Consider the following 21,138-nt stretch of genomic DNA (forward strand, 5'->3'; position numbering starts at 1 on the left):
AGCGCAGACGCACCCTGCGGCACACGTTTGGTCCCTACAAACACGTATTCCGCCGGGTTTCACCATCCCCAAGGCGTTATGCCAAAGTCGCCAATAGCAGCGGTGACACCCAGTCGGCCAACACGACATCACCAGCCACGCTGAGCTCGCGAACGGCGTACCTGCACCCGATGCGCTTCGGGGCGGATAAGCGCCGTCGCAGGCGGTGTTCTACAACGGCCTTGGCCTTTGCCACGTTCGCATCGCCCACACGTACCTCTCGAAGTGGCGCGCCGACGCGACCATATCGGATGGTCACCACCCAGTGCTCCAAGAGGTCGCGATCCACCGACACCTCATACCGCCTGTGGTGATTCCGCTCTTCGCTATGAGCTTCCAGCCTGAGCACAAATACCTCGATCATTTCTCCCCCCGTCTGCTGACTTCGCGAAGGTATTGGTACAGAGTCTCGCGACTGATACCGAACTCGCGGGCGAGCCGTGCCTTTTTCTCGCCCGCAACCGCCCGTAACCGAAGCTCCGTGACCCGATCCGGCGAGAGCTTACGGCTCCGTCCCCGATAAACGCCGCGCTGTTTCGCAAGGGCAATGCCATCCCGCTGGCGTTCCTTGATAAGGTCCCGCTCGAACTGCGCCACGGCTCCCAGCACCGTGAGCATCAAGTTCGCCATCGGCGACTCCTCGCCGGTGAAGAGCAGGTTCTCCTTGATGAACTGGACCCGTATGCCGCGTCGTGTCTGCTCCTGGACGAGCCGACGAAGGTCGTCCACGTTGCGGGCCAGCCGGTCCATGCTGTGAATGACGATCGTGTCGCCCTCGCGCGCATACGCAACCATCGCCCTGAGCTGCGGCCGATCCGTGTCTTTGCCGGATGCCGCCTCCGTGAACACGCGGTCGAGAGCGACGCCTTCGAGTTGCCTCTCTGTGCTTTGGTCGTGGGTGCTGATCCGCACGTATCCGATCCGCTGTCCTTTCCCCGTCACCCGCCCTCCATGAACTGTCAGGTCAGGTCTAAAACTTCGCATCGCAACTGTCAAGGAATTGTTGAAGCGACCTCAACCTGACGGACTGCGGCGGAACTGTCTGACATCAGGCTGGGGTACACCCCAACCTGACAGTCCAGATTGCACTGTCACACAACTGTCATACCGTCGCGCCTCGAATCGTGGTACGGTCGGGAAGGAGTACACACAGTCATGACCGCACCGAACCCGCTGCACCTAGCCAACGCCGCTCAACAGATGGCCCGCAACGCACCATCCGCGGACGCCGCTGTGTTCAACAAGGTCGCGATGATCTCGATGGGTGTCATGGCCGCCGCCTCCGTGCTGCAACTCTTGCAGCCGCTGTTGAAGGAGCTCAACGCGAAACACACCAAGCAGATGTATCGCGATGATCACGGCCGAGGCCGGTAGTCACCACTTTATCTGCTCGACAACTGTGGCCTCTTCCGGTGACTCCAAGCTCTCTGGTTGGTCGGCCTCTTGCACCCACGACACCCTGTGCCGCGCGATCCCCTCGAACAGTCGGACCGTCGATCGTACTTCCGAGTTGAGGTTACGCCCTTTGACTTGGATCTTCCGGCCGGCAACGGAGAGCGTGATTCCATCAGATGGATTGAACTCGACATGGTCGAGGTAGCCATATCCGACGGCAAGGATGTTCCCATCCTTCTTGCGAAGTTCGAGCATCACGGCACGATCGCGGATTCCGCGGAGCCAGCCGAAGCACCCGCAGTCCTCCGTTGTGTCTGACTCCGAACCGTGTGGCGTGTCTTCATTCTTGCCGGAGTACCGCTGAAGAATCGATCTATCGGTCATACGTCATCCCTTCTCTTTCGTGCGGCTGATCCGTCAGAATCGGCAGCAATCGCTCAAGCCGCCATTGGTGCCGGCCCCGCTCACGAAGGTCGGCCCCCATCAGGTCGCTGGCCGCCAGCTTGTCGTCTGAGTGGCTGACCGCTTCGAGGAGCGCCTCCTTGTCGTCCGTGTAGATGGTCGCGCCAACGCGACCGCGCGACACAGACACGTAGAACTGCTCTCGCGATGATGCTGGAAGTGAATGGGACGACTGAGCGATGAACACTCGCTTCACTGTCTTTCCCTGGGAAGCGTGCGAGGTCACGACATAGCCGTGCGAGAGATGCCCGAATGCCCTGCAGATGGTCCACTTGTTCGTGAGCCGGATGTCGCCGCTGCTCGTGAATCCCGCGACGGTATAGAGCGTGCCATTGTTCAGGTCATGCAACCCGTCAGCCGTCTTGCCGTTCCGCGTGATGCGTATCCGGTCGCCGGGAGCAAGCGGCAGAACGCTTCGCCTGAAGACCTGGAACTTGCTCGCGTCGGCAAATGGAATCGCGTCAACTCCGACCGTGAGCCGCTGACCCTTCCGTACGCCCTTTGCATTCTGGTGAAACACCAGCACGTCACCGGGGGCATAGTTGAGCGGGTCCATTCGCTCGGCCTCTGTGAAATTGACGGCCTCCAGGGATTCCACGCGATGCTCGCCGCTTCCGAGCTTGCCCATAGTCTTGAGCCGTGATCGAATCTCATCGGTGATCCACTCGCCCTCCAAGTGTGTCGGCGAGACGACGAGAGCGGCCTTGTCAGACGGGTCCTCCGACACTGCCTTCACGTAGTCTTCCGCGAGCACCCTATACCGATCCACATCGGACACTTCCTTGATCCATCCCAGGTCATCCAGTTGCCGGAACCCGGCGGGCGTGTTTCCGCTGCTCAAGGCCTGGACGGCGTCCCGGTATTCACCGCTCTGCCTCTGAATCTCGCGAAGTTCCGCAGGAACCAAGCCAGCTTGGTCCTCCAGGAGACGCAAAGCGGCCCCGCGTTCCACCGATCCGTGCTGCCGACGGTCGCCCGAGAGGATGACGCGGGTGTGCAGACGATCAGCCAGGTCGAACACCCGACCCATCGTGCGAGTCCCGAGCAACCCCGCTTCGTCGATCCATATCACCTGGTCGCGAAGCTCTGCCTGCATGCGATCGTCGGTCAGCAGCCGGGCAACGGTCTCTGCCTTGCTGAATCCCTCCTCTTCTCGGAGCACGCCGCGGCTTGCGCCGGCCGACGGAGCGAACGTGAAGACCTCCTTGCCCGTCGCCTCAATGGCCTCGATGGTCTCTTTCATCATGGTCGTCTTGCCGGTTCCAGCACCGCCACGAACCAGAATGACACGGTCTCGCGAATGGAGCACATGCTCGACAGCGCGGCGCTGGTCATGGCTGAGGTGTTGACGCTTGAAGGCGTGGATGCCTCGCACCAACTGACGGCACGCGCCGCGACCATTGCGGGCAAACACGATCATGTCTCGCTCCTCGGAGAGCACGCGCCGCGTCGTGACAAGACGACGCCCATCTCGCTGCGCAGTCAGCACGTCCGCGACCGCGACCTTGGCTACGACTGTTTCCGGAGATGCCGCGCCGACCGCCCGCCGCAGAGCCTCTGTCAGCAGTCGGCGCTCCGGCACAACGGAAGCCCGTTCGAAGGTGTGGTCGAGAGCGTTCCGCACCGCCTCACTCGCCAGACGATCGTCTTCGGCCATCTCCTCGCGCCCGATCCGCGCTCGGACGGACTGCATGGCCGTGAGTTCTTCCGCCGACATCCGCGCCGTCCACTGCTCTTGCAACTCATCGAACCGAAGGTTCTTCTGCTTCTTCTCCCTCGTCTTCGCGCCCAGCTCGCCCTTAGCGTCCGGGTCGGTAATGCCGAGCTCTTTCGCGAGTTCCTCAATCTGCCTCGTGCGCCGCGAGAACTTTGTGATCGCCGAGGATGGCACTCCGCACAGATCCCACCCTTGTTTCGTGCGTTCAACCGCCAGCCCGAGTTCCTCGAGCCGGCGAGCCAGCCGCGAGTGAAAGACCGCCTCAAAGAACGGAGCATCGCGCTTGATGCCGGCGAACTGTCCGGCCTTCCAGCGCTGTTCGACCGGGTCCCATGTGGAGTTGAAGACGAAGCAATGGACGTGCAGCTGCGGATCAGGCAATCCATCGACCGGCCTGCCGGTCGTGTGCAGGTACTGGCCGTAGACCATGTTGCCGGTTGTCCGATCCTCGTTCCGACCCCCGGACCGCACGCGTGTCTGCATCTCCGCTTCGATGTCTTCCATCGTCGCGTCTACAGAATCACGGATCGCGTCGGCAATCCGCTGATCTTTAGACACCGCGTAAAGGAGCGAGACGCTCTTGGGCACGTTGAACGTGAAGTCGTAGCCCACTCGCCTGTCTCTCTTGATGCGCTGCGTAAGCGGCTCCCCGCTCCATGGGTCGCGATTGTCGCACAGCGCGTCCCATTGCTCCTGTCGAATCACACCGCCCAATCCCAGTCGCCTTGCACCCTCGCCCCGCCAAAGGCCGACAAGCTCCTGACCTTCGCTGTAGTAGTCAGCCGTACTGAAGTACGACTGCGCGCCGGCGGACGACGTGTTCTGGATGATGCGCAGCATCCACTGAATCTACGTCGCAAAGGTTGAAAAAGCGTTACTGCCTGCACGTGCCGCGCGCTTCTTTCACCGTTTCACGATGCCCTCGCGACGATTCCCGGAATCTGCGGCTCGCCCGTAGTAAGTCAGTCGAGCCATCGAATCGCCGCAACGCCCGCGGCAACCTGTCGCGGCAGAACAGTGCGACGGGTCCATTGCCGTTTCGCGTGCTCCAGGGTCAACGCCCTGCGCCACGGAGTGCTCTCCGCAGTCGATGTAACGGCATTGGGCGTTGGGCGGTACGTGTCCCGGCTCGCCCCTTTCCTTCGTGTTTCCTGCACCCACTCACGGCCTGATTCACGGCACTGCTACAGCCGTCGCCGGGCCAGTCAAGCAGAAAAGCGGTTCCTCCCAATCTTCACTGCGTTGCAGACCGGGTCCCTCCCATTTTCCGCTGTGACCGGTGCGCTTCGCCCCGTCTTGCCCGGCTGTTCTCCGCGTGCCATCAGGCCGCGATGGGCGCGGCCGGAAACAAGAAAAGGAGACTCACATGACTGACACGAACAACACCGCCTCCAAGGCTCCCACGCACATCGCCTACCAGGTGCGCGACCGGGAAGGACGCAAGGGCTTCTGGACCCGTATCGGGGCCGCATGGCAGCACGCCGACGGCAAGGGCTTCAACGTCCAGCTCGAAGTTGTGCCACTCGACGGCCGCATCACGCTCCGCGTTGCCACCGAGAAGAAGGACTGATTTACAACCGCGGGCGGGCGGGCCGCAAGGCTCGCCCGTCCATTCATCGAAAGGAGATCGACATGACCCACGAACCAACCAACAACGACCGCGCCAAGCGTTTCGGCCGTCTGCTTCAACTGTACGACACCGACGATTCGAATCACTACCGCCTCATCGACCTGCTCGCCGACGCGCGCCATTGGTGCGATCGTCACAACAAGTGCTATGGCGACCTCGACCGTATGGCCTACGACCATTACGTCGCGGAACTCTGGGACGAACGGAGGGCATCATGATCCACTCCGTCAATCCGTTCTATGCTGCCCGATCGACGGTTCGAGCGTCTCGGACACCATCGCTTCCCACGGGTATTACGAAGCGCGTCATCGGTGATGCCACGCTCTACCGCGCCGACTGCTTTGACGTGCTTCCCATGCTGGAACCCGTCGGCGCCGTCATTACAGACCCGCCGTACGGGATCGGATTTCGCTACCGAACCTGCGACGACAGCCCGCGCGACTATGACGGCCTCATGACCCGACTCGTGCCGGAACTCACGCGCCTTGCCCGTGGCGGGCCGTGTCTCGTGTGGCAGAGCCTTCTCACCCTCCCTCTCTGGCCCCGGTACTTTCCCAAAGGATTCCGTGTCATCGCCGCGTGCAAGGCCTACTCCCGCTACGGGTCGCCCGCCTGCCTGAGCTGGGACCCGGTGATCTTCTGGTCGGAAAGCAACGTCATCCGCGAGCACCTGCCGCGGAACTGGCACATGCAGGAACTCGGCCCGGCATATCTGGACCTGAACGTGCGGGGCAATCCCGTGCCATGCCCAAAGGCACTGCCGCAGATTCGCTACTTCTGCGACCAGGTCCGGTCCGACGCCATTCTCGACCCGTTCATGGGCAGCGGGACCACCGGCGTCGCGACGATCCTTGCGGGAAAGCGCTTCGTCGGAATCGAGCGCGATCCGGTGTATTTCGAGTATGCCTGCAAGCGCATCGAGGCAGCATGGAAGGAGCGGAGCCATGCGGAACACTGACCAAGACAACCACCACGATGTTGAGGCCGGACACCGAGAGATCGTCGCCACATCGGGAGCCCGTGCTTATGCCGCCATCACCGTCGCGCTCTGCGACGACAAGCTGTTTCGCTATGGCCTCGACATGCACTACTCGTACGGCGGGTGCGGCTTTCCGATCTTTGCACAGAGTCTTGGCTATGCGACCCTTGAGGCCGCCCGCACGGCCGCGCTGGAGCACCTGCTCAGAGCATGGCACAAACCGTTTCCTTCCGACCCAGAAAGCGTGCAGCGCGAACTGAACGAAATGCGCCGCCAGATTGAAGCACGTTTGGCTCAGCCGACACTCTTCTAACCGATGTGTGCCTGAAACGGCACGCTGAGGTGTGCCCTCTTTACTTGCTCCAGGTTCAGAACATCCGGGCACGCATTCCGGAAGTCGCCTGATGTTCACCGGCGCACGCTCCGCGCCAGTCGTGGCATCGCCTGTCACGTCCCGTGCTGATGCACCAAAGAGCTTCCCACCGGCCAAGAACCTTGCCGGCAGATGTATCGCTGACCGGATGCCCGGCCTTTCGCATCGGGTTCCGGCTCATGCGAGAACCCGACGGCGACGGCCTTATACGGCAGATTCTTCCGAGCCTGTAACCCTGCTTTGACTCCACAGCAGTTTGTGTGCGCACAACTACGCCGAGACAGAAAGTGCCAGCAGACGTCTCCCCTAAGCTCTGCTTAGGCCAAGTTTCACCGTGAAAGCCTGCATGACAGCTTGCCAGCCATCCAGCTTGCTGTCCGTCATGATTGCTGGCATGACGGACAGCCTGAATGCGTGCATGACAGCTTGCAGGCCAGCAAGCTGGAAAGACAGCATGCCAGCTTGAAGGCTTGCTGGCGTGCCCACAAGAAATACTGCTTGCCAGCCAGCATGAAATCGTGCTAGCAGTCAAGCATGATCATCGCCGTCGCGAACTCGAAAGGAGGAGTCGGGAAATCGACCCTCGCCGTTCACCTCGCCGCGTGGCTCCACAAGCAGGGCCACCGCGTCACGCTCGCCGACTGCGATACCCAGCAGTCATCCTCGCAATGGGCTCGCGAGGCGGCGCCGCAGGTCAAGGCCCTGTGCCTCCGCGACCCGGACGAGATCATCAACGAACTCCCCATGCTCGCCCAAGACACTGACTACGTCGTGGCCGATGGCCCAGGTAGCCTCGCCGAGACGAGCCGAGCCCTGCTCCTGGTCGCTGATTCGGCCATCGTGCCGTGCAAGGCGTCGATGCTGGAGATACGCGCTCTTGACGCGGCAACCAAGGTGCTCCGCCAGGCGCAGAAAATCCGAATGGGAATGCCCAAGGCCAAGATCGTGCTGAGCATGGTGGGGCGGCACTACCGGCTGACACAGGACATGCGGGAGGCCGCGGCGCTGCTCGCGCTTCCAATTTCACCGACCTTCATGACACTCCGGCAGATTTACGCCGACGCGCCGGGCCAGGCGGCGGTCGTGTGGAACATGGGCTCCCGAGCCCGCGAGGCCGCCGATGAGGTTGACAGGCTCTTCCACGAGCTCGTCCCGGAAGCTATCGCAAAAGCGGCGAAACCGTCAGGTCTACGCCGACAGAACACCGCAACGTAGGGAAGGGGCATGGCCGATCGACGTTCACTTACCGAAGGACTCAAGGCAACGCCGGCTGTAGATCCGGCCATCGCCCGGGAGTTCATACACAACGGGAAGCCTCCCGCCGAGGTCGGGCGCACACAGCCACCAGTTTCCGATGCTTCCCCGCCAGCGGTGAGCCGCGTATCCATCAGCACGCGCATCCGCACCGACTACGCGGCAGCTTTGAAACGGGCTTCGTTGGAACGCCAGTTGAAAGGCATCGAACCCAACACGCTCCAGGACATCCTGGAGCAGGCCATCGAGCCGTGGCTCCGCTCGAACGGTTATCTTCCCTGATCGCTATCGTCGCTGCCTCGATCGGCTTCCGCGAGAGGAGGCGAGAGGAGCGATGGCGTATCCCCAAGTTGAAGCTCCTGCTGCCGGCTCGCACCTTTGAGGTGGTAGGTCCTTACGAACGCCAGACGATCGCCGTTAAACATGAAGCGGATGTTGACGAAAAACACGCCGTCGCTCGGGCTTCGGAATAGGAACTGTTTTTCGAGAAGCTCGCGGACCCCGCGCTGGTAAGTCCGGTCGCTGATCCCGTGATCCTTGGCCAGATACTGGTTGAGCTTGATCTCGTCAGAGCCGGGATTCGCCCGCATCTCGTGATACACGAGTTCGAACACCTGCATGCCCGTTTTGGAGAGGTCGGCGGCCTGCTTGATCCCGTCGAGAAAGAGCTTCACGAACCGGCTGCTGTCCACCTCCTCTTCCCACCAGAAGCCCATGCCGCCGATCCCCTTGATCTCGCCGCTGCTGTTGTCCACGATCACCGATGCCTTGCCGCCAGGAACTTGGAACCGCTTTGTTCGCGTTGTGATACCGGTCGCCGCTGGCACGCTCGGGTTTGTCCGGTACACAGGGAATCCACGTTTGGTACTGACCTGGTTCGCGGGCAAAGCCGCAATCTGTCGCGCTTCCGTCATTTTGTGCCTCCGATTTTGTCACTCGACAGACAGCACTTTGACAGGCAACCGACAAAGGCGCAAGCGGTTTCTGTCGGTCGCCCGACGCACTCTGACGGTTGTCCGACACATCGTGACGGTCCGGATTCAGCGAGTTCAATGGGTTGCGCCCATCCTCTTTCTTATACTAAAAGGATCGAATCGAGTGACCGCCGTCGGAGCGCGCCACACGGCACGCTAGCGACGACGGCGGGAGCAGGGCTCCTCAAGACACCGCCCAGCACTTCAACCGAGAGGAGAAGGCGAGGCGTAGCACGCACGTCGAGCGCGACGAATGAGTCGCTGTGGCTTCGAGTTTTCGGTTATGCCCTCAGGCATTCAAGGATCATTCGGCATAGCTTCAATCCTTGCGGACAAGGCGATAGCCGGATTGTTCTCCTTCCCGAGTCAGTATCAGACCGACCCCATCGAAGCTGTAGACGTACCGGATGGACCCAAGGCCCCTGGTGGAAATATCGATGCGACCGCCGGGTAAGAGCGAGTAGGTGCCTTCAATGGACATCAGCGACTCGTTGAGAAACGTGCCGTCACTTCCGAATCGCCAGTTCTCCATCGTGCCGTCCACATGCCAGAGACCAGCAAAGCGATGCCGATCAATGGCTCGCAAGGCACCAGGAAGAACGAGAGACCCGACGATGAGGACAACCGCGGCGATGCCGACGACGTACATCGCGTCCTTGCTCCACGTCTTGACCTTTGCAAGCATCACTGCTCCTTTCACCTTTGGGGATTGACCTTGGATTCGCGTTGAATCGCATACTCGCGAGCGCACTTGGACAGGAACCGACTCGCGGCGATGATGAGGACACTGACCCCGATGCCGATGAGGATCTTCCTTCCGAGGCCATCTGGTTGAGCGGGCTTGGTTGACATGCCGTCTGCCTCCTTTGGCTCCAGTAGCGCCCGCTCCAAGCGGGATTGAACCTGGGCCATATTCCAACTATAGTTGGCAGACTGCCCCGAGGGCGACCTTTAGCCTTCAGGCGGTGCTAGGCGATGAACTGCGTACAGAGCGAGTCCGGGCGAAATTGACGCAGGAGACCCTTGCGGCCAAGGCGGGGATTTCGCGCAACTACGTCAGCCTGCTGGAACAAAACGCCAAATCGCCGACCGTCCACATGCTCTTCAAACTCTGCAAGGTCCTCAAAGTTCGCCCGTCTGTTCTGATCGCCCGTGTCGAGGCGGAGCAGTAGTCGGCCGGCACTGCCGTCGTCAGGGAATCTCACGCGCTCGATGCCCACGCCGTCAATCCGGTAGTGCGGTCGTATTCCGTCAAACTCAGCGTGGGGTGACATCGGGATAGGGTCGGATGCTGTGGCACCGTAATGCCGACAGCCGTGTTATGCGGCGAGCTTCGTCGAGCCAATCGTGCGGACGTGCAGCTGGGTCTTTCCGAGGCTCGATGGTTTGCTCTTGCACTTCTCTCTACCGCGTGCCATACCAAGCTGCATGATTGACCATGCTCACATCCCGCCGTTTGGCCTGTGAACCAATCCCGTGAACACCTGCCCTACCTGACAGGGGCTCGGGCTATCGCAGCGTACTTGGTGCTGCTCTCCCACAGCGCTGACACGGCGTTCGTCTACGGCGGGGTGTCAATCGCCCATCCCTATGTCGAGTGCCTTGCCTACCTGGGCATGTCTCTGTTCTTTGTACTGAGCGGCTTCGTAATCACCTACACGTACCAGGACCTATTCAGCACGAACCCATGGCATCGGGCATCTTGGTCGTTCTTCGTCGCACGCTTTGCCCGGCTGTATCCGCTGTACTTCCTCTTCGTGATGGGCGAGGTGCACAATCGAAGCGCCCTCCTGAGCGGCAGCTTCCTGGAGCAGGTCAGCTTCCTGACACTCACCCAGAGTTGGTGGAACATGCAGATGCTGACGTTCCCTCCCGGTTGGTCGATCAGCACGGAGTGCTTCTTCTATGCCTGTTTCGCGCTCTGGATGCTGTCTGGTCGCACAACCTCGCGCGGTAGTCCGTCGGTCCACGCGGTCATCACGTGCGCTGGCATCTTCGCGCTGCTGACTCTCGCATTTCTGAATGAGGCGTGGCTGACACAACTGATGCAGCCAGTGGCCGGGCGATCATCAAGCCCCAACGTCTGGGGCTGGTTTCAGTACTTCTCACCCTATGTCCGGATCGGTGAGTTCATCGCCGGTGCTTGTGCCGCCAAGGTCTTCATGGCAAAGAGGTATGAGCCTGTCACAAGCGAGCAATGGGGACGTGCCCGCGCCCTGAGCCTGTTCTGCTGCCTTGTTGTGGGTCTGCTGACGATCGGCAACGCCGCGGGCTGGTGGTCGGCCGCGCCTTTTGTAGCCTTCCTTGCCAAGAACTTCGGCTATGCACCCTTCCTGGCGTACCTGCTGTACGCGTCTGGGCGATATCCGGGCAGACTCGCGGCATGGTGCAGCACGCGCTGGATGCAGAGCGCGGGCGAGATCAGCTACTCCGTCTACATCCTCCAGTTCTGGGTGTTCCGCCTTTACCAGTCGCTCGCCTCTCCACCGATCGCTGATGAGCCAACGGTCGCGCTGCTCGTCGCGTCGGCGTCACGCGTCATTGTCTATGTGCTTGCCACCACAGCCATCGCGTGGGTGAGCTACCGCGTGATCGAAGTTCCGTGCCGTCGTTGGCTCCGAAGACGACTTGATCCGCGGCCTGCAAGTCCGGTGCCGACACTGCTCCCTGCATGAGCGCCATCGGCCGTCTCACTTCGTCCGCATCGAGTGAGGCGAAGCTCTCGCCCTTGACTGGCCCGTAGCTTCCAGTGAACTGGGCGCACCTCGTGTGTGATGAGGGATGTTGCGAAGCGGCACAAGCCGCCATCACGAGTCCTCGCCCCGAGAGTGCCGCTGCATGGCTCGGGTTCACTGCGGCAGCCGGCTCCTAGGCCTATCGGCTTTCAATCGCTTCGCTCCCGCCGTCACCGCTGCGCTTCCGGTCTCCGGGCCTTGCACACCTCACGCCAGACCCGCCGAAGACGGCGCCGCCACCTTGAGGGCTGGCGGGAAGGTCTGTCATTCGTTTGTGCAGCTTCGCTGGCCCTCCAACCTGCTGCCGTCTCCGCTCCGCTCGCTCCATTGCACCCGCGAGTGGCCCCTGTCTGTGCGAAGGGGCCGCACGTCGCGGGACCCGCAAAGGAGCAAAGACATGAAAGCCGAAGAAGCCAAGAAGATCGCCGACCAAGCCTTGCAGAACCTCACCGATGCCCTCAAGAGCGGCAAGAGCGAGCGACTCACACAGTACCTCGCGATGCTCGCCAAGTTTCACCGCTACAGCTTCGGCAACGTCCTCCTCATCCTCTCGCAGATGCCCGCGGCGACCCACGTCGCCGGGTTCAGCACATGGAAGCAGATGGGCCGCTTCGTCAAGAAGGGCGAGAAGGGCATCGTCATCATCGCCCCGATGAGCATACGTCCGAAAGAGGACAAGCCTGAAGATCAGGAGCAGTCCGACCGAGCAAAGCCCATCCTCCGATTCCGCGGCGTATACGTCTTTGACGTGAGCCAGACCGACGGCCAGCCGCTCCCGGAGCCGGCACGAGTCAGCGGCGATCCGCAGTATTACCTCGCCGCGCTCAAAGCACAGATCGCGGAGCGAGGCATCAAGCTTGATAGTGACGACCTTCCGCGAGGAGCCGACGGCGTTTCGCGCGGCGGACGGATCAGCATCCGCCCCGGCTTGGAGCCGGCCAACGAGTTCTCAGTCATCGTCCATGAACTCGCCCACGAGCTTCTGCACCGTGGCGATCAGCGTCCCGGCAGCAAGACCGTCCGCGAAACCGAGGCCGAGGCCGTCGCGTTCGTCGTATGCCAGGCGATCGGACTTGAGACCGGTACCGCCGCGAGCGACTACATTCAGCTCTATGACGGCAAGAGCGAGACGCTCGCCGCATCTCTGGATCGAATCCAGCACGTCGCCGCGGACATCATCACCGCCATCCAGTGCCCCAACGAGCAGGCGATTGCAGCCTGACTCATCGGCACCCCGGCGGGAAACCGCCGGGGTTTCTTTCCATTCAGGCGTGAAACCCACCGCGTTGATGGAGCGAGAGACGCGCCCCCTTTCCCGCTGCAATCCTCACCATCTACCCCAACGAGCAGGACTGCAAATCCTCCTTGACAAGTCTATCATGTGCCGATAGAGACGGAGGATGCCCCCAAGGAGCCTTGCCGTGCTGTACGCGAGATCTCTCGGAATCGAGCAACGACTGCAATCTGTGTTGGACCTCATCCGGTCCGGTCGCTACTCCACACCCGTCATCGCTGAAAAGCTCGGGGTGTCGGTACCCACAGTGTCACGCGACGTGACTGCTCTCCGAGAGCGAGGCCACGACATTCGTGCCGAACGGCGGGGTGATGGCTGGCGATTCGTGTTGGACGAGCGAGGTGCTGGCAATCGACGCGGAACCACCCACTCCAGAGGTCGAAAGGCGGTGACAGCATGAACGCAGAAATCCTCAAGAGACTCGTTCGTGCCATCGCAGAAGGTTCTCAGCCTGATCTGGATCGCCTTGCACAGAAGGTTGTGGAGACGGAACGCAAGACTGGCCACACACGCTTGGCTGATCAACTCGAATCGATTCTCGGTGAATCCAAGCGGCGTTCGACGGGAAATGGGCACCACGCAGCGGACAAGGCTGGATCGCTCCGTGAACTACCACAGAGCAAGCGTAACGGCGAGCAACTCGCCACGCTGATCCCTCGCGACGAACTAGAGCACGACATGGTGCTTCCACCCGAGATTGAGGCTCGCTTTGCACGCATCGAATGTGAATACGCCGCTAGGGAGAGGCTCGGTGCCTACGGGCTTCGACCGCGGAAAACGATTCTCTTGCACGGTTTACCCGGTTGTGGAAAGTCGCTTGGTGCCAAGCGTCTAGCCTGGAACACCGGCCTACCACTCATGAAGGTCAGGTTCGACGCACTGCTTTCGTCGTACTTCGGGGAGTCGGCATGGAATCTCCGCAGCATTTTCGTCGCTGCTAAGGAGCGACCTTGCGTGTTGCTCTTAGACGAGTGTGACTTCATCGCTCGTTCGCGAGCAGGCAGCAAGGACATTGGCGAGGCAAGCCGAATCGTCAATTCCCTTCTCCAACTGATGGAGGAGTACGACGCCCCAGGATTGCTCGTGGCGACGACGAACGTGGAATCCTCACTGGACGAAGCGCTTTTCCGCCGCTTCGATGACGTGTTCTTGGTGCCGCCTCCGGGACCGGACGAAATATCTCGCCTGCTCCGAATGACGCTGGCGGCCGTCGCGGTGGACGAACACTTGCCTTGGCAGGCTATGACGGATGCGCTTGCGGGTGCATCGGCCGCGATGGTGGTCAAATCCGCGCGTGATGCGGCAAAGGCAGCAGTGCTCAAGGGCCGCAAGACCGTCACAGAGTCCCACCTTCGTGAGGCAATCGCAGAAGCACGTCGCCACAGATCGAGCGAAACCAAGGTGTAATCCATGCCAGGAGCCCACCAATTCGAGCATCTTCCGCTTTTGCTTCGCTATCGGGGGCGTGCCAAGCTGCGCGGCGGTGGCAGTACATCCCCGCAAACCGTCGCCAACCGGGCCGCGAGAGCGACGCACAGTGCCACGCTCGGCTCATCCGCAACCACCCTTTCCGCGAGCTGGAAGGCTCAGCAGACGTTACGGGAGCAGCAGAACCTTCCTGTCCTGCCAGCAGGGAAGCCGATTCTCGTCAAGGTTGATCCGGGCCTTGACCTCGACGTGCTCCGCGACAAGTTTGATTTCGAGATCGTCGCGGAACAGGAGGAAGGGTTCGTCCTTGTCGCCTCCGAGGACATCGACCTTACCGAGTTTGCCAACATGGTCAGGGCGTTCGCGGTGAAGGTACACGGATCGGCGACGATTGCTTCCGTTCACAAGTTGTACGACGATCCCAATCAGGCCGACCGCTTGCAGCGAGTGCTCTCCGAACGGTTGCTTCAGCAGTGGCCGATGATCCAAGACAATCAGATGTTCGTGGTGGATGTGGGCATCGCGTGCACGGGAACGAAGGAGATCCCGGACATGCCGGTGCGCGGCAAGCGGGACTCGGATGCGGCTTGGGCGAGGAAAGAGAGCGAGTGGGCTCAGCGACGGACTGATGCGTACAACACCTGGGAAACGCTGTGCTCGGAGCGTCAGTCAGAAGTCATCACGTTTGTTCGAGCCTACGGCGCCGACATTTTGAACATGGTGCAGGATGATCTGTCCGGCGCTGTGATGCCAGACAGTTTCACGGTCCGGCTTAAGATTAGGGGCGTTGGTTTCAAGGACCTCATCCTCAACTACCCGTATGTGTTCGAAGCCGTTGAACCGGAAGACATTGCCTTACCGCAATACGCAGACGCTGGCGGTGCGGCACCTTTACGCGCGGTTACTCCGGTCGCGCCGCCTGCGGATGCTCCCACTGTTTGCGTGATTGACAGTGGTATTCAGGAAGGGCACGCTTGGCTCGCGCCGGCGATCGACACCACCAGTTCGCAGTGCTTCTTGCCCGGCAAGGCCCCGACCGATATCGGTGACTTTGTCGCCCCTGGCGGTCATGGCACACGCGTGGCCGGTGCTGTCGCATACGGAGAGTCGGTTCCCCCGGATGGATCACCGCAGTTGCCGGTCTGGGTGCAAAATGGTCGGGTGCTTGACGAGCACTGCCGCATGCCCGAGGAACTGTTCCCTGCTGCCGCGACGCGTGCGGCGGTCGAGCACTTCCACCTTGATGGCAGACGGACCCGCATTTTTAACCAGTCGATCAACTCGGCGGGCACATCCCGCACACGGTACATGTCTTCCTGGGCTGCGGAGATCGACCTCCTGAGCAGTGAGCACGATGTCCTCATCGTTCAGAGCGCCGGCAACCTTCCGACCTCTGGCAACCCCCCGTTCATCGGACCGAAGGAGCACCTCGCTGCTGACCGTCAGTATCCACGCTATTTGAGTGAGGACTCCTGCCGCGTTGCCAATCCTGCGCAGAGCCTTCAAGCACTTACCGTGGGGTCTGTTGCCTACGGCGCATTCGACGCGGCCGGTTGGAAGTCGTTCGCCGAGCACAGAGGACACCCCTCTGCGTTTTCGCGCAGCGGGTTTGGGATCTGGGGCGTGATCAAGCCCGAGGTGGTGGAGTATGGCGGCGACGCCGTTCGCACCGACGCGCATCCGCCCGACGTGATTGTCGGAAGCCGCGTACCTGGTGTTTGTCCCGAGCTTGTCAGATCAACGATGCATCCGCCATCCCCGGCGTACGCACGCGATGATGCTGGCACGTCTTACGCAGCCCCCAAGGTGTGCCGCACGGCGGCTGCAGCACAGCGGGTCCTTCCTGACGAGCCTGCGCTGCTCTACCGGGCACTCGTGGTCCAGTCTGCTCAGTGGCCGGAGTGGGCCGAGAGCATCCTTTCCGAGCTGCGCAACCCAGAAACGCGCCGCAACGCCGCGCGACGACAAGCACTCTTGGATCAAGCCGGAGAAATCGTCCGTTGGATTGGCTTCGGCATCCCCGATGAGGTCAGGGCGTCAACGAATTCAGACCATCGAACCACACTTATCACAGCCGGAACAACCGCTATTCGGGCCCGGGAATGCCACATCTACCAGATACCCATTCCCGCGCAGCTTCGCCGCCCAGCCGATGAGTTCGACGTGCGGATAGATGTGACCTTGTCGTACGTGGCCCAACCGCGCCGCACGCGTCGCAACCTTCGTCGTTACCTGTCCACATGGGTGGACTGGAAGAGCAGCAAGCTCGGTGAGTCCATCGACAGCTTCCGCGTCCGCGTGATGAGGGACGATGAGTTGGATGGCGCGGCGAATGATGGCAGCGTTTTGCCCTGGACGCTTCATGAAAAGGAGAGCGACGGGCTCGTTCGCAGTGCGCGCCGCAACAGCGGCACGGTTCAGAAGGACTGGGCGGTCGTCAAATCCAACACGCTTCCCGAGCATTTCTGTATTGCGGTAGTCGGACATGAGGGTTGGAACCACGACCCCGATGCCACGGCGCATTACTGTCTTGCCGTGACGTTGGAGATTCAAGGACAGGAGATCGTGATCTATGACCCGCTCCGCGTCGCGATCGAAGAGCTGCGGGCCGAGGTCGAGGAAGTCGAGACAGAAGCCACCGTCGAAGTGGAGGAGTGATGGGCTGTCGAGTACCGTGAACTTTGTACCCAAGACTGAACACGCTTATGCCTTCAGTTCCCGTAGCTCACGACTGGCGCCTTTGAGGATTTCGAGAGCCGATGCTAGGAACAATCCAGCAATCAACGCGGCGGTGACGATGTCCGGCCACGGACTCCGCGTCCAGTACACGAGCCCGGAAGCGAGAACGACCGCGAGGTTCCCGATCGCGTCATTGCGGCTGAATAACCAGACGGCTCGCACATTCGCATCACCCTTGCGATGAGGAACCAGTAGCAGTGCCGCCCCGACGTTCACCACAAAGCCGATGAGACCGAGTGTGGTCATGACGCCGGCTTCGGGGAGTCGCTGCTCGAACGCTCGGTACGCGGCGGCGCCGAGGACGCCGAGCGACAGCAGGACGAGGAACACCCCTTGAAGCATGGCTGTGCGGGCCCGCCATCGCGGCGTGTGCGAGACGGACAGCAGGCCCAGGAGCGTGATCGCACCATCGCCGAGAAAGTCGAGGGCATCCGCCTTGAGGGCTTGGGACATCCCGAAGACTCCGCCCGCAAGTTCAATGACGCCCATGCCAAGGTTGAGCGCCACCACCCACGCTAAAGCGCGGCGATAGCTCTTCGTGGCGTGCGTCAGGTCGCCCGTTTCGCAGCAGTCCTTGCAGCCGATGCTCATGCTTGCTCCGTCGCGGTGTTCACTTGCCGTCCTTGGGTTTCATAGCCTCAAACTTCTCCTTCAGTTCCGGGTTGCACAGGATGCACTGTGATTCGGGCAGATCGTGCTCCTTGCACCAATCGCCCTTTTTCTTGAACTCCGCAATCAGTTTCTTGTTGCATCGGGTGCAGATCGACTCTGGCACGCCGTGCTCCCCGCACCAGTCGGGCTCTGCCGCGGCCGTCTGTTGGGTGGTACCGGCCTTGCTCTGCTCGGCCGGCTGTTTCTTGTCGCACGACGAGAGAGCCAGAAGGCAGGGGAGGACGAGAAGAGAGGCAAATCGGGTGTACTTCATGACACGATGCTCCTTTACAGGGTTGAGGGAACAGGAACCGCAGGACCACCCGCTGTGGTCGAACCGTTCTGCGGAGGGACTGGGTTATGGACGAGCGGCCGGTGTGAGTCCGCCTCCTCAACGGATGCGTCGGGCACGACGCGGGGCTCGAACCACCGGTAGAGCACGGGGAGAACAAACAGCGTCAGGAATGTGCTGCTGACCACACCCCCGATGACCACCGTGGCTAGTGGCCGCTGCACTTCGGCACCCATGCCCGTGGCAATCGCCATCGGAATGAAGCCGAAGGCGGCCACCAAGGCAGTCATCAACACCGGGCGAAGTCGAACCAGGCTCCCGGAGATGACCGCCTCATCGACCGCCGTGCCTTGCTGCCGAAGCTGCCGAATAAAAGTCACCATCACGAGACCGTTCAGCACCGCGACGCCGGAAAGTGCGATGAATCCGACCGCCGCGGAGATCGAGAACGGCATGCCCCGCAGCCACAGTGCGGCTACGCCGCCAGTCATCGCGAGCGGAACCGCCGTAAAGACCAGGATCGCCAGCCGCACGGACCCGAAGGACAGGTACAGGAGAAGGAAGATGAGCAAGAGGGCGACCGGCACGACCACCAGCAGGCGCGTGCGGGCACGTTCCAGATTCTCAAACTGCCCGCCCCATTCCAGCCGGTACCGGCCCTCTGGCAGGCGAATGTCCTGGGCAATCACCCGCTTGGCTTCATCGACGAACGAAGCCACGTCGCGCCCGCGGATGTTGGCCTGAACGGTGGTTCGTCTTTGTCCCCATTCACGGGTAATCGTGGAGGGGCCTTCAACCTCTCGGATTGTGGCGAGCCGGGCAAGCGGGATGCGCTCGCCGTGCGGCGTCGGCAAGAGGATCGCACCGACCGCGGCAGGGTCACGACGGAGCCGCTCCGGGAGACGAACCGTGAGCGGAAAGCGGAGTTGCCCTTCGGTCACTTCCCCAAGCTCCATGCCGCCGATCGATTCAACAAGATCCAACACCGACCGCGCCGGGATGCCGTACCGGGCAATGGCTTCCTGATCAATCTGCACCTGGAGAATCGGTTGCCCGGTCAATTGCTCGGTGCTCACGTCTTCCGCTCCGTCAAGGCCCGTAACGAGGTCAGCAATCTCGGTACCCTTCTCCGTGAGCACCGCCAAGTCGTCACCGAACAGTTTGATCGCCACATCCGCCCTCACGCCCGAGCCCATCTCGTTCATCCGCATCTCAATGGGCTGAGTGAACGCGATTCGCTGACCCGGAAGGTCCCGGAGTTCCTTGTTCATGGCCTCAATGAGCTCGCCTTGCGTCGATGCCTTGGTCCACCGGTCTCTGGGATGCAGCATGATGAATACGTCGGTCAGTTCGGTGCCCATCGGGTCTGTGGCGACTTCGGCCGAGCCGATGCGGCTCCAGACGTGCTTCACTTCGTCCGGGAAGGCTTTGAGAATGGCCCGCTCCATGAGCGTGTTGTACCGCACAGATTCGTCTAGGTCGGTGCCGGCCAATCGCACCACGTTCGCGATGATCGAGCCCTCAGTAAGCTTCGGCACAAACTCGGAGCCGAGTCCGTGGGCGACGATCAACGTGAGCAGCAGCAGCGCGACGGCTCCGATGACGACTGCGGCTCGCGCCCGCATCGCCAGCCGGAGCGCCGGTGCGTAAAGACGCTGGGCAAGCCGGACAACAAGCGGCTCTGTCTCTTTGACCCGCTTAGGGAGAAGGAGGCTCGCAAGCACTGGCATGAGGGTGAGCGAGAGGACGAGCGACCCGACCAGGGCGAAGATGAACGTCAACGCCATCGGGCGGAACATTTTCCCTTCGATACCCTCCAGCGTCAGGATCGGTAGGAAGACGATGATGATGATGAGTTCGCCGAACATCGTCGGCTTCCGCACCTCGATTGCCGCATCCCGGATCACGTCAATCCGACTCCGGCCCGTCGTGTTGTGGGAAAGCTGGCGTACGCAGTTCTCGACCATGATGACGGAACTGTCTACAACCAGGCCGAAGTCAATGGCGCCGAGGCTCAGCAGACTGCCGGCGATGCCGAACCGCAGCATCGAGTCGAACGCGAAGAGCATCGAGAGCGGGATCGCGGCGGCGACGATGAGCCCGGCTCGAAGGTTCCCGAGGAACACGAACAGGACGGCGATCACGAAGAGGCCGCCCTCAAAGAGATTGGCTTTCACCGTTCCAATGACCTCATCGACAAGCTCGGTCCGGTCATAGACCGTTTCGACCGTGACGCCGGCCGGAAGCGACGGCCGCAGTTCCTCGAGCTTGGCCTTGAGCCGCGAGGTCACTTCGTGACTGTTCTGGCCCATGAGCATGAAGCCGAGGCCCAGGACCGCCTCGCCCTTGCCGTCCGCTGTGACGGCACCGCGGCGAATCTCGTACCCGAGTGTCACCTCAGCAACGTCCTTGACCCGGATAGGCACGCCGTCTCGCGCTGCGATCGGGACGTTGGCTATCTGCTCGATGCCCGACACGCGGCCAAGACCATGCACCAGCAGCGTTCCCCCGCCGCGAGCCATGTTGCCGCCGCCGACGTTCGCGTTGTTCGCTCGGAGCGCGTCCGTCACTTCGCCAAACGAAAACGCGTGTTTGACGAGACGGTCGGGATCGACTTGGACTTCATAGACCTTTTCATAGCCGCCCCAACTGTTAACCTCCGCCACTCCGGGCACGGCCCTCAGTGCGGGCTTGATCGACCAATCGTGGAGTGTCCGAAGTTCGGTCAGGTCATGGCGATCGCTCCGTACGACGTAGTGAAACACTTCCCCCAAGCCGGTAGCGATAGGACCCATCTGCGGTCGCGACAGGCCTTCCGGCAGTTCAACCGTCGAGAGCCGCTCCGCCACAAGCTGACGAGCGAAGTAGATGTCGGTGCCGTCGGCAAACGTGACGACCACCTGTGAGAACCCGAACTTGGAGACGGAGCGGAGGTTCTCCAGCCGTGGGATGCCTGAGAGCGATTGCTCAACCGGGAACGTGATCTGCCGTTCGACCTCTTCAGGCGAGAGCGAGGGAGCGATGGTGTTGATTTGCACCTGCGCCGGCGTCGTGTCGGGGAAGGCGTCGATATCGAGTTGCCGGAGTGCCAGCACTCCGAGGCCCGCGAACAACAGCGATCCCACGATGACGAGGAAGCGGTTCTTGAGCGACCAGGTGATGATCCAGTTCAGCAT

At 61.6% G+C, this 21,138-nt stretch carries 23 protein-coding genes; 13 read left to right on the forward strand and 10 right to left on the reverse strand.

The annotated features are described in order from the left end of the window. Window positions 1–76 precede the first annotated feature (76 nt). Both KF745_03295 and KF745_03300 read right to left on the reverse strand, forming a co-directional pair. Window positions 77–403 carry a WGR domain-containing protein gene (locus tag KF745_03295; GenBank protein MBX3357431.1) on the reverse strand — a complete coding sequence of 109 codons (327 nt, stop codon included), beginning with the start codon at window positions 401–403 and terminating at the stop codon, window positions 77–79. Then, a complete protein-coding gene (locus tag KF745_03300) occupies window positions 400–1,023 on the reverse strand; it encodes a recombinase family protein (protein MBX3357432.1) in 624 nt (207 codons plus the stop codon). The genes KF745_03295 and KF745_03300 overlap by 4 nt, the downstream gene beginning before the upstream one ends. 171 nt (window positions 1,024–1,194) lie before the next feature. Between KF745_03300 and KF745_03305 the strand changes: the two genes are divergently transcribed. Further along, window positions 1,195–1,413, forward strand: coding sequence for a hypothetical protein (locus KF745_03305; GenBank protein MBX3357433.1), 219 nt, complete (start codon window positions 1,195–1,197; stop codon window positions 1,411–1,413). Here KF745_03305 and KF745_03310 read toward each other — a convergent pair whose 3' ends face one another. Together KF745_03310 and KF745_03315 are read right to left on the reverse strand one after the other, a co-directional pair. After that, window positions 1,414–1,818, reverse strand: coding sequence for a hypothetical protein (locus KF745_03310; GenBank protein ID MBX3357434.1), 405 nt, complete (start codon window positions 1,816–1,818; stop codon window positions 1,414–1,416). Further along, window positions 1,808–4,453, reverse strand: a complete 2,646-nt coding sequence (locus KF745_03315) for a relaxase domain-containing protein (GenBank protein MBX3357435.1) — start codon at window positions 4,451–4,453, stop codon at window positions 1,808–1,810. The genes KF745_03310 and KF745_03315 overlap by 11 nt, the downstream gene beginning before the upstream one ends. 526 nt (window positions 4,454–4,979) lie before the next feature. Here KF745_03315 and KF745_03320 point away from each other — a divergent pair. The 6 genes from KF745_03320 (at window position 4,980) to KF745_03345 (ending at window position 8,131) form a co-directional block, all read left to right on the forward strand. Then, window positions 4,980–5,183 carry a hypothetical protein gene (locus KF745_03320; GenBank protein MBX3357436.1) on the forward strand — a complete coding sequence of 68 codons (204 nt, stop codon included), beginning with the start codon at window positions 4,980–4,982 and terminating at the stop codon, window positions 5,181–5,183. A 62-nt stretch (window positions 5,184–5,245) separates the two neighbouring features. Continuing rightward, window positions 5,246–5,461, forward strand: a complete 216-nt coding sequence (locus KF745_03325) for a hypothetical protein (GenBank protein ID MBX3357437.1) — start codon at window positions 5,246–5,248, stop codon at window positions 5,459–5,461. Beyond that, on the forward strand, window positions 5,458–6,201 hold the full coding sequence (locus KF745_03330) for a site-specific DNA-methyltransferase (protein MBX3357438.1): 744 nt from the start codon (window positions 5,458–5,460) through the stop codon (window positions 6,199–6,201). Before KF745_03325 ends, KF745_03330 begins: the two co-directional genes overlap by 4 nt. Next, entirely contained in the window at window positions 6,188–6,535 is a 348-nt protein-coding gene (locus KF745_03335) for a hypothetical protein (protein ID MBX3357439.1), read from the forward strand. The genes KF745_03330 and KF745_03335 overlap by 14 nt, the downstream gene beginning before the upstream one ends. 594 nt (window positions 6,536–7,129) lie before the next feature. Continuing rightward, window positions 7,130–7,810 (forward strand): AAA family ATPase, encoded by a 681-nt coding sequence (locus KF745_03340; GenBank protein ID MBX3357440.1) that lies wholly within the window; start codon window positions 7,130–7,132, stop codon window positions 7,808–7,810. A 9-nt stretch (window positions 7,811–7,819) separates the two neighbouring features. After that, on the forward strand, window positions 7,820–8,131 hold the full coding sequence (locus tag KF745_03345; protein MBX3357441.1) for a hypothetical protein: 312 nt from the start codon (window positions 7,820–7,822) through the stop codon (window positions 8,129–8,131). Here the strand turns inward: KF745_03345 and KF745_03350 are convergent. The 3 genes from KF745_03350 to KF745_03360 all read right to left on the reverse strand — a co-directional run bounded on the left by KF745_03350 (window position 8,119) and on the right by KF745_03360 (window position 9,675). After that, the gene (locus KF745_03350; protein ID MBX3357442.1) at window positions 8,119–8,763 is read right to left on the reverse strand and encodes a replication/maintenance protein RepL; all 645 of its coding nucleotides are present in this window, start codon (window positions 8,761–8,763) and stop codon (window positions 8,119–8,121) included. The genes KF745_03345 and KF745_03350 overlap by 13 nt on opposite strands. A gap of 379 nt (window positions 8,764–9,142) precedes the next feature. Next, complete coding sequence (locus KF745_03355; GenBank protein MBX3357443.1) at window positions 9,143–9,508, reverse strand: hypothetical protein; 366 nt, start codon at window positions 9,506–9,508, stop codon at window positions 9,143–9,145. 11 nt (window positions 9,509–9,519) lie between these two features. Then, window positions 9,520–9,675 carry a hypothetical protein gene (locus tag KF745_03360; protein ID MBX3357444.1) on the reverse strand — a complete coding sequence of 52 codons (156 nt, stop codon included), beginning with the start codon at window positions 9,673–9,675 and terminating at the stop codon, window positions 9,520–9,522. A gap of 155 nt (window positions 9,676–9,830) precedes the next feature. Here KF745_03360 and KF745_03365 point away from each other — a divergent pair, with 155 nt between their 5' ends. The 6 genes from KF745_03365 (at window position 9,831) to KF745_03390 (ending at window position 16,938) form a co-directional block, all read left to right on the forward strand. After that, complete coding sequence (locus KF745_03365) at window positions 9,831–9,995, forward strand: helix-turn-helix transcriptional regulator (GenBank protein MBX3357445.1); 165 nt, start codon at window positions 9,831–9,833, stop codon at window positions 9,993–9,995. Window positions 9,996–10,349: 354 nt separating this feature from the next. Further along, window positions 10,350–11,498, forward strand: a complete 1,149-nt coding sequence (locus tag KF745_03370) for an acyltransferase (GenBank protein ID MBX3357446.1) — start codon at window positions 10,350–10,352, stop codon at window positions 11,496–11,498. A 457-nt stretch (window positions 11,499–11,955) separates the two neighbouring features. Next, entirely contained in the window at window positions 11,956–12,780 is an 825-nt protein-coding gene (locus tag KF745_03375) for a hypothetical protein (protein MBX3357447.1), read from the forward strand. Window positions 12,781–12,979: 199 nt separating this feature from the next. Continuing rightward, complete coding sequence (locus KF745_03380) at window positions 12,980–13,252, forward strand: HTH domain-containing protein (GenBank protein ID MBX3357448.1); 273 nt, start codon at window positions 12,980–12,982, stop codon at window positions 13,250–13,252. Next, a complete protein-coding gene (locus KF745_03385; protein MBX3357449.1) occupies window positions 13,249–14,259 on the forward strand; it encodes an ATP-binding protein in 1,011 nt (336 codons plus the stop codon). The genes KF745_03380 and KF745_03385 overlap by 4 nt, the downstream gene beginning before the upstream one ends. Window positions 14,260–14,262: 3 nt before the next feature. Further along, window positions 14,263–16,938 (forward strand): S8 family peptidase, encoded by a 2,676-nt coding sequence (locus tag KF745_03390; protein ID MBX3357450.1) that lies wholly within the window; start codon window positions 14,263–14,265, stop codon window positions 16,936–16,938. Between the two features lie 45 nt (window positions 16,939–16,983). Here KF745_03390 and KF745_03395 read toward each other — a convergent pair whose 3' ends face one another. From KF745_03395 to KF745_03405, 3 genes are read right to left on the reverse strand one after another with little or no spacing between them, the layout of a single operon-like run. Continuing rightward, the gene (locus KF745_03395) at window positions 16,984–17,610 is read right to left on the reverse strand and encodes a cation transporter (protein MBX3357451.1); all 627 of its coding nucleotides are present in this window, start codon (window positions 17,608–17,610) and stop codon (window positions 16,984–16,986) included. Between the two features lie 19 nt (window positions 17,611–17,629). After that, a complete protein-coding gene (locus KF745_03400) occupies window positions 17,630–17,944 on the reverse strand; it encodes a hypothetical protein (GenBank protein ID MBX3357452.1) in 315 nt (104 codons plus the stop codon). 14 nt (window positions 17,945–17,958) lie between these two features. Continuing rightward, the gene (locus tag KF745_03405) at window positions 17,959–21,138 is read right to left on the reverse strand and encodes an efflux RND transporter permease subunit (GenBank protein ID MBX3357453.1); all 3,180 of its coding nucleotides are present in this window, start codon (window positions 21,136–21,138) and stop codon (window positions 17,959–17,961) included.

Source organism: Phycisphaeraceae bacterium (assembly GCA_019636655.1).
GTDB lineage: Bacteria > Planctomycetota > Phycisphaerae > Phycisphaerales > UBA1924 > JAHBXB01.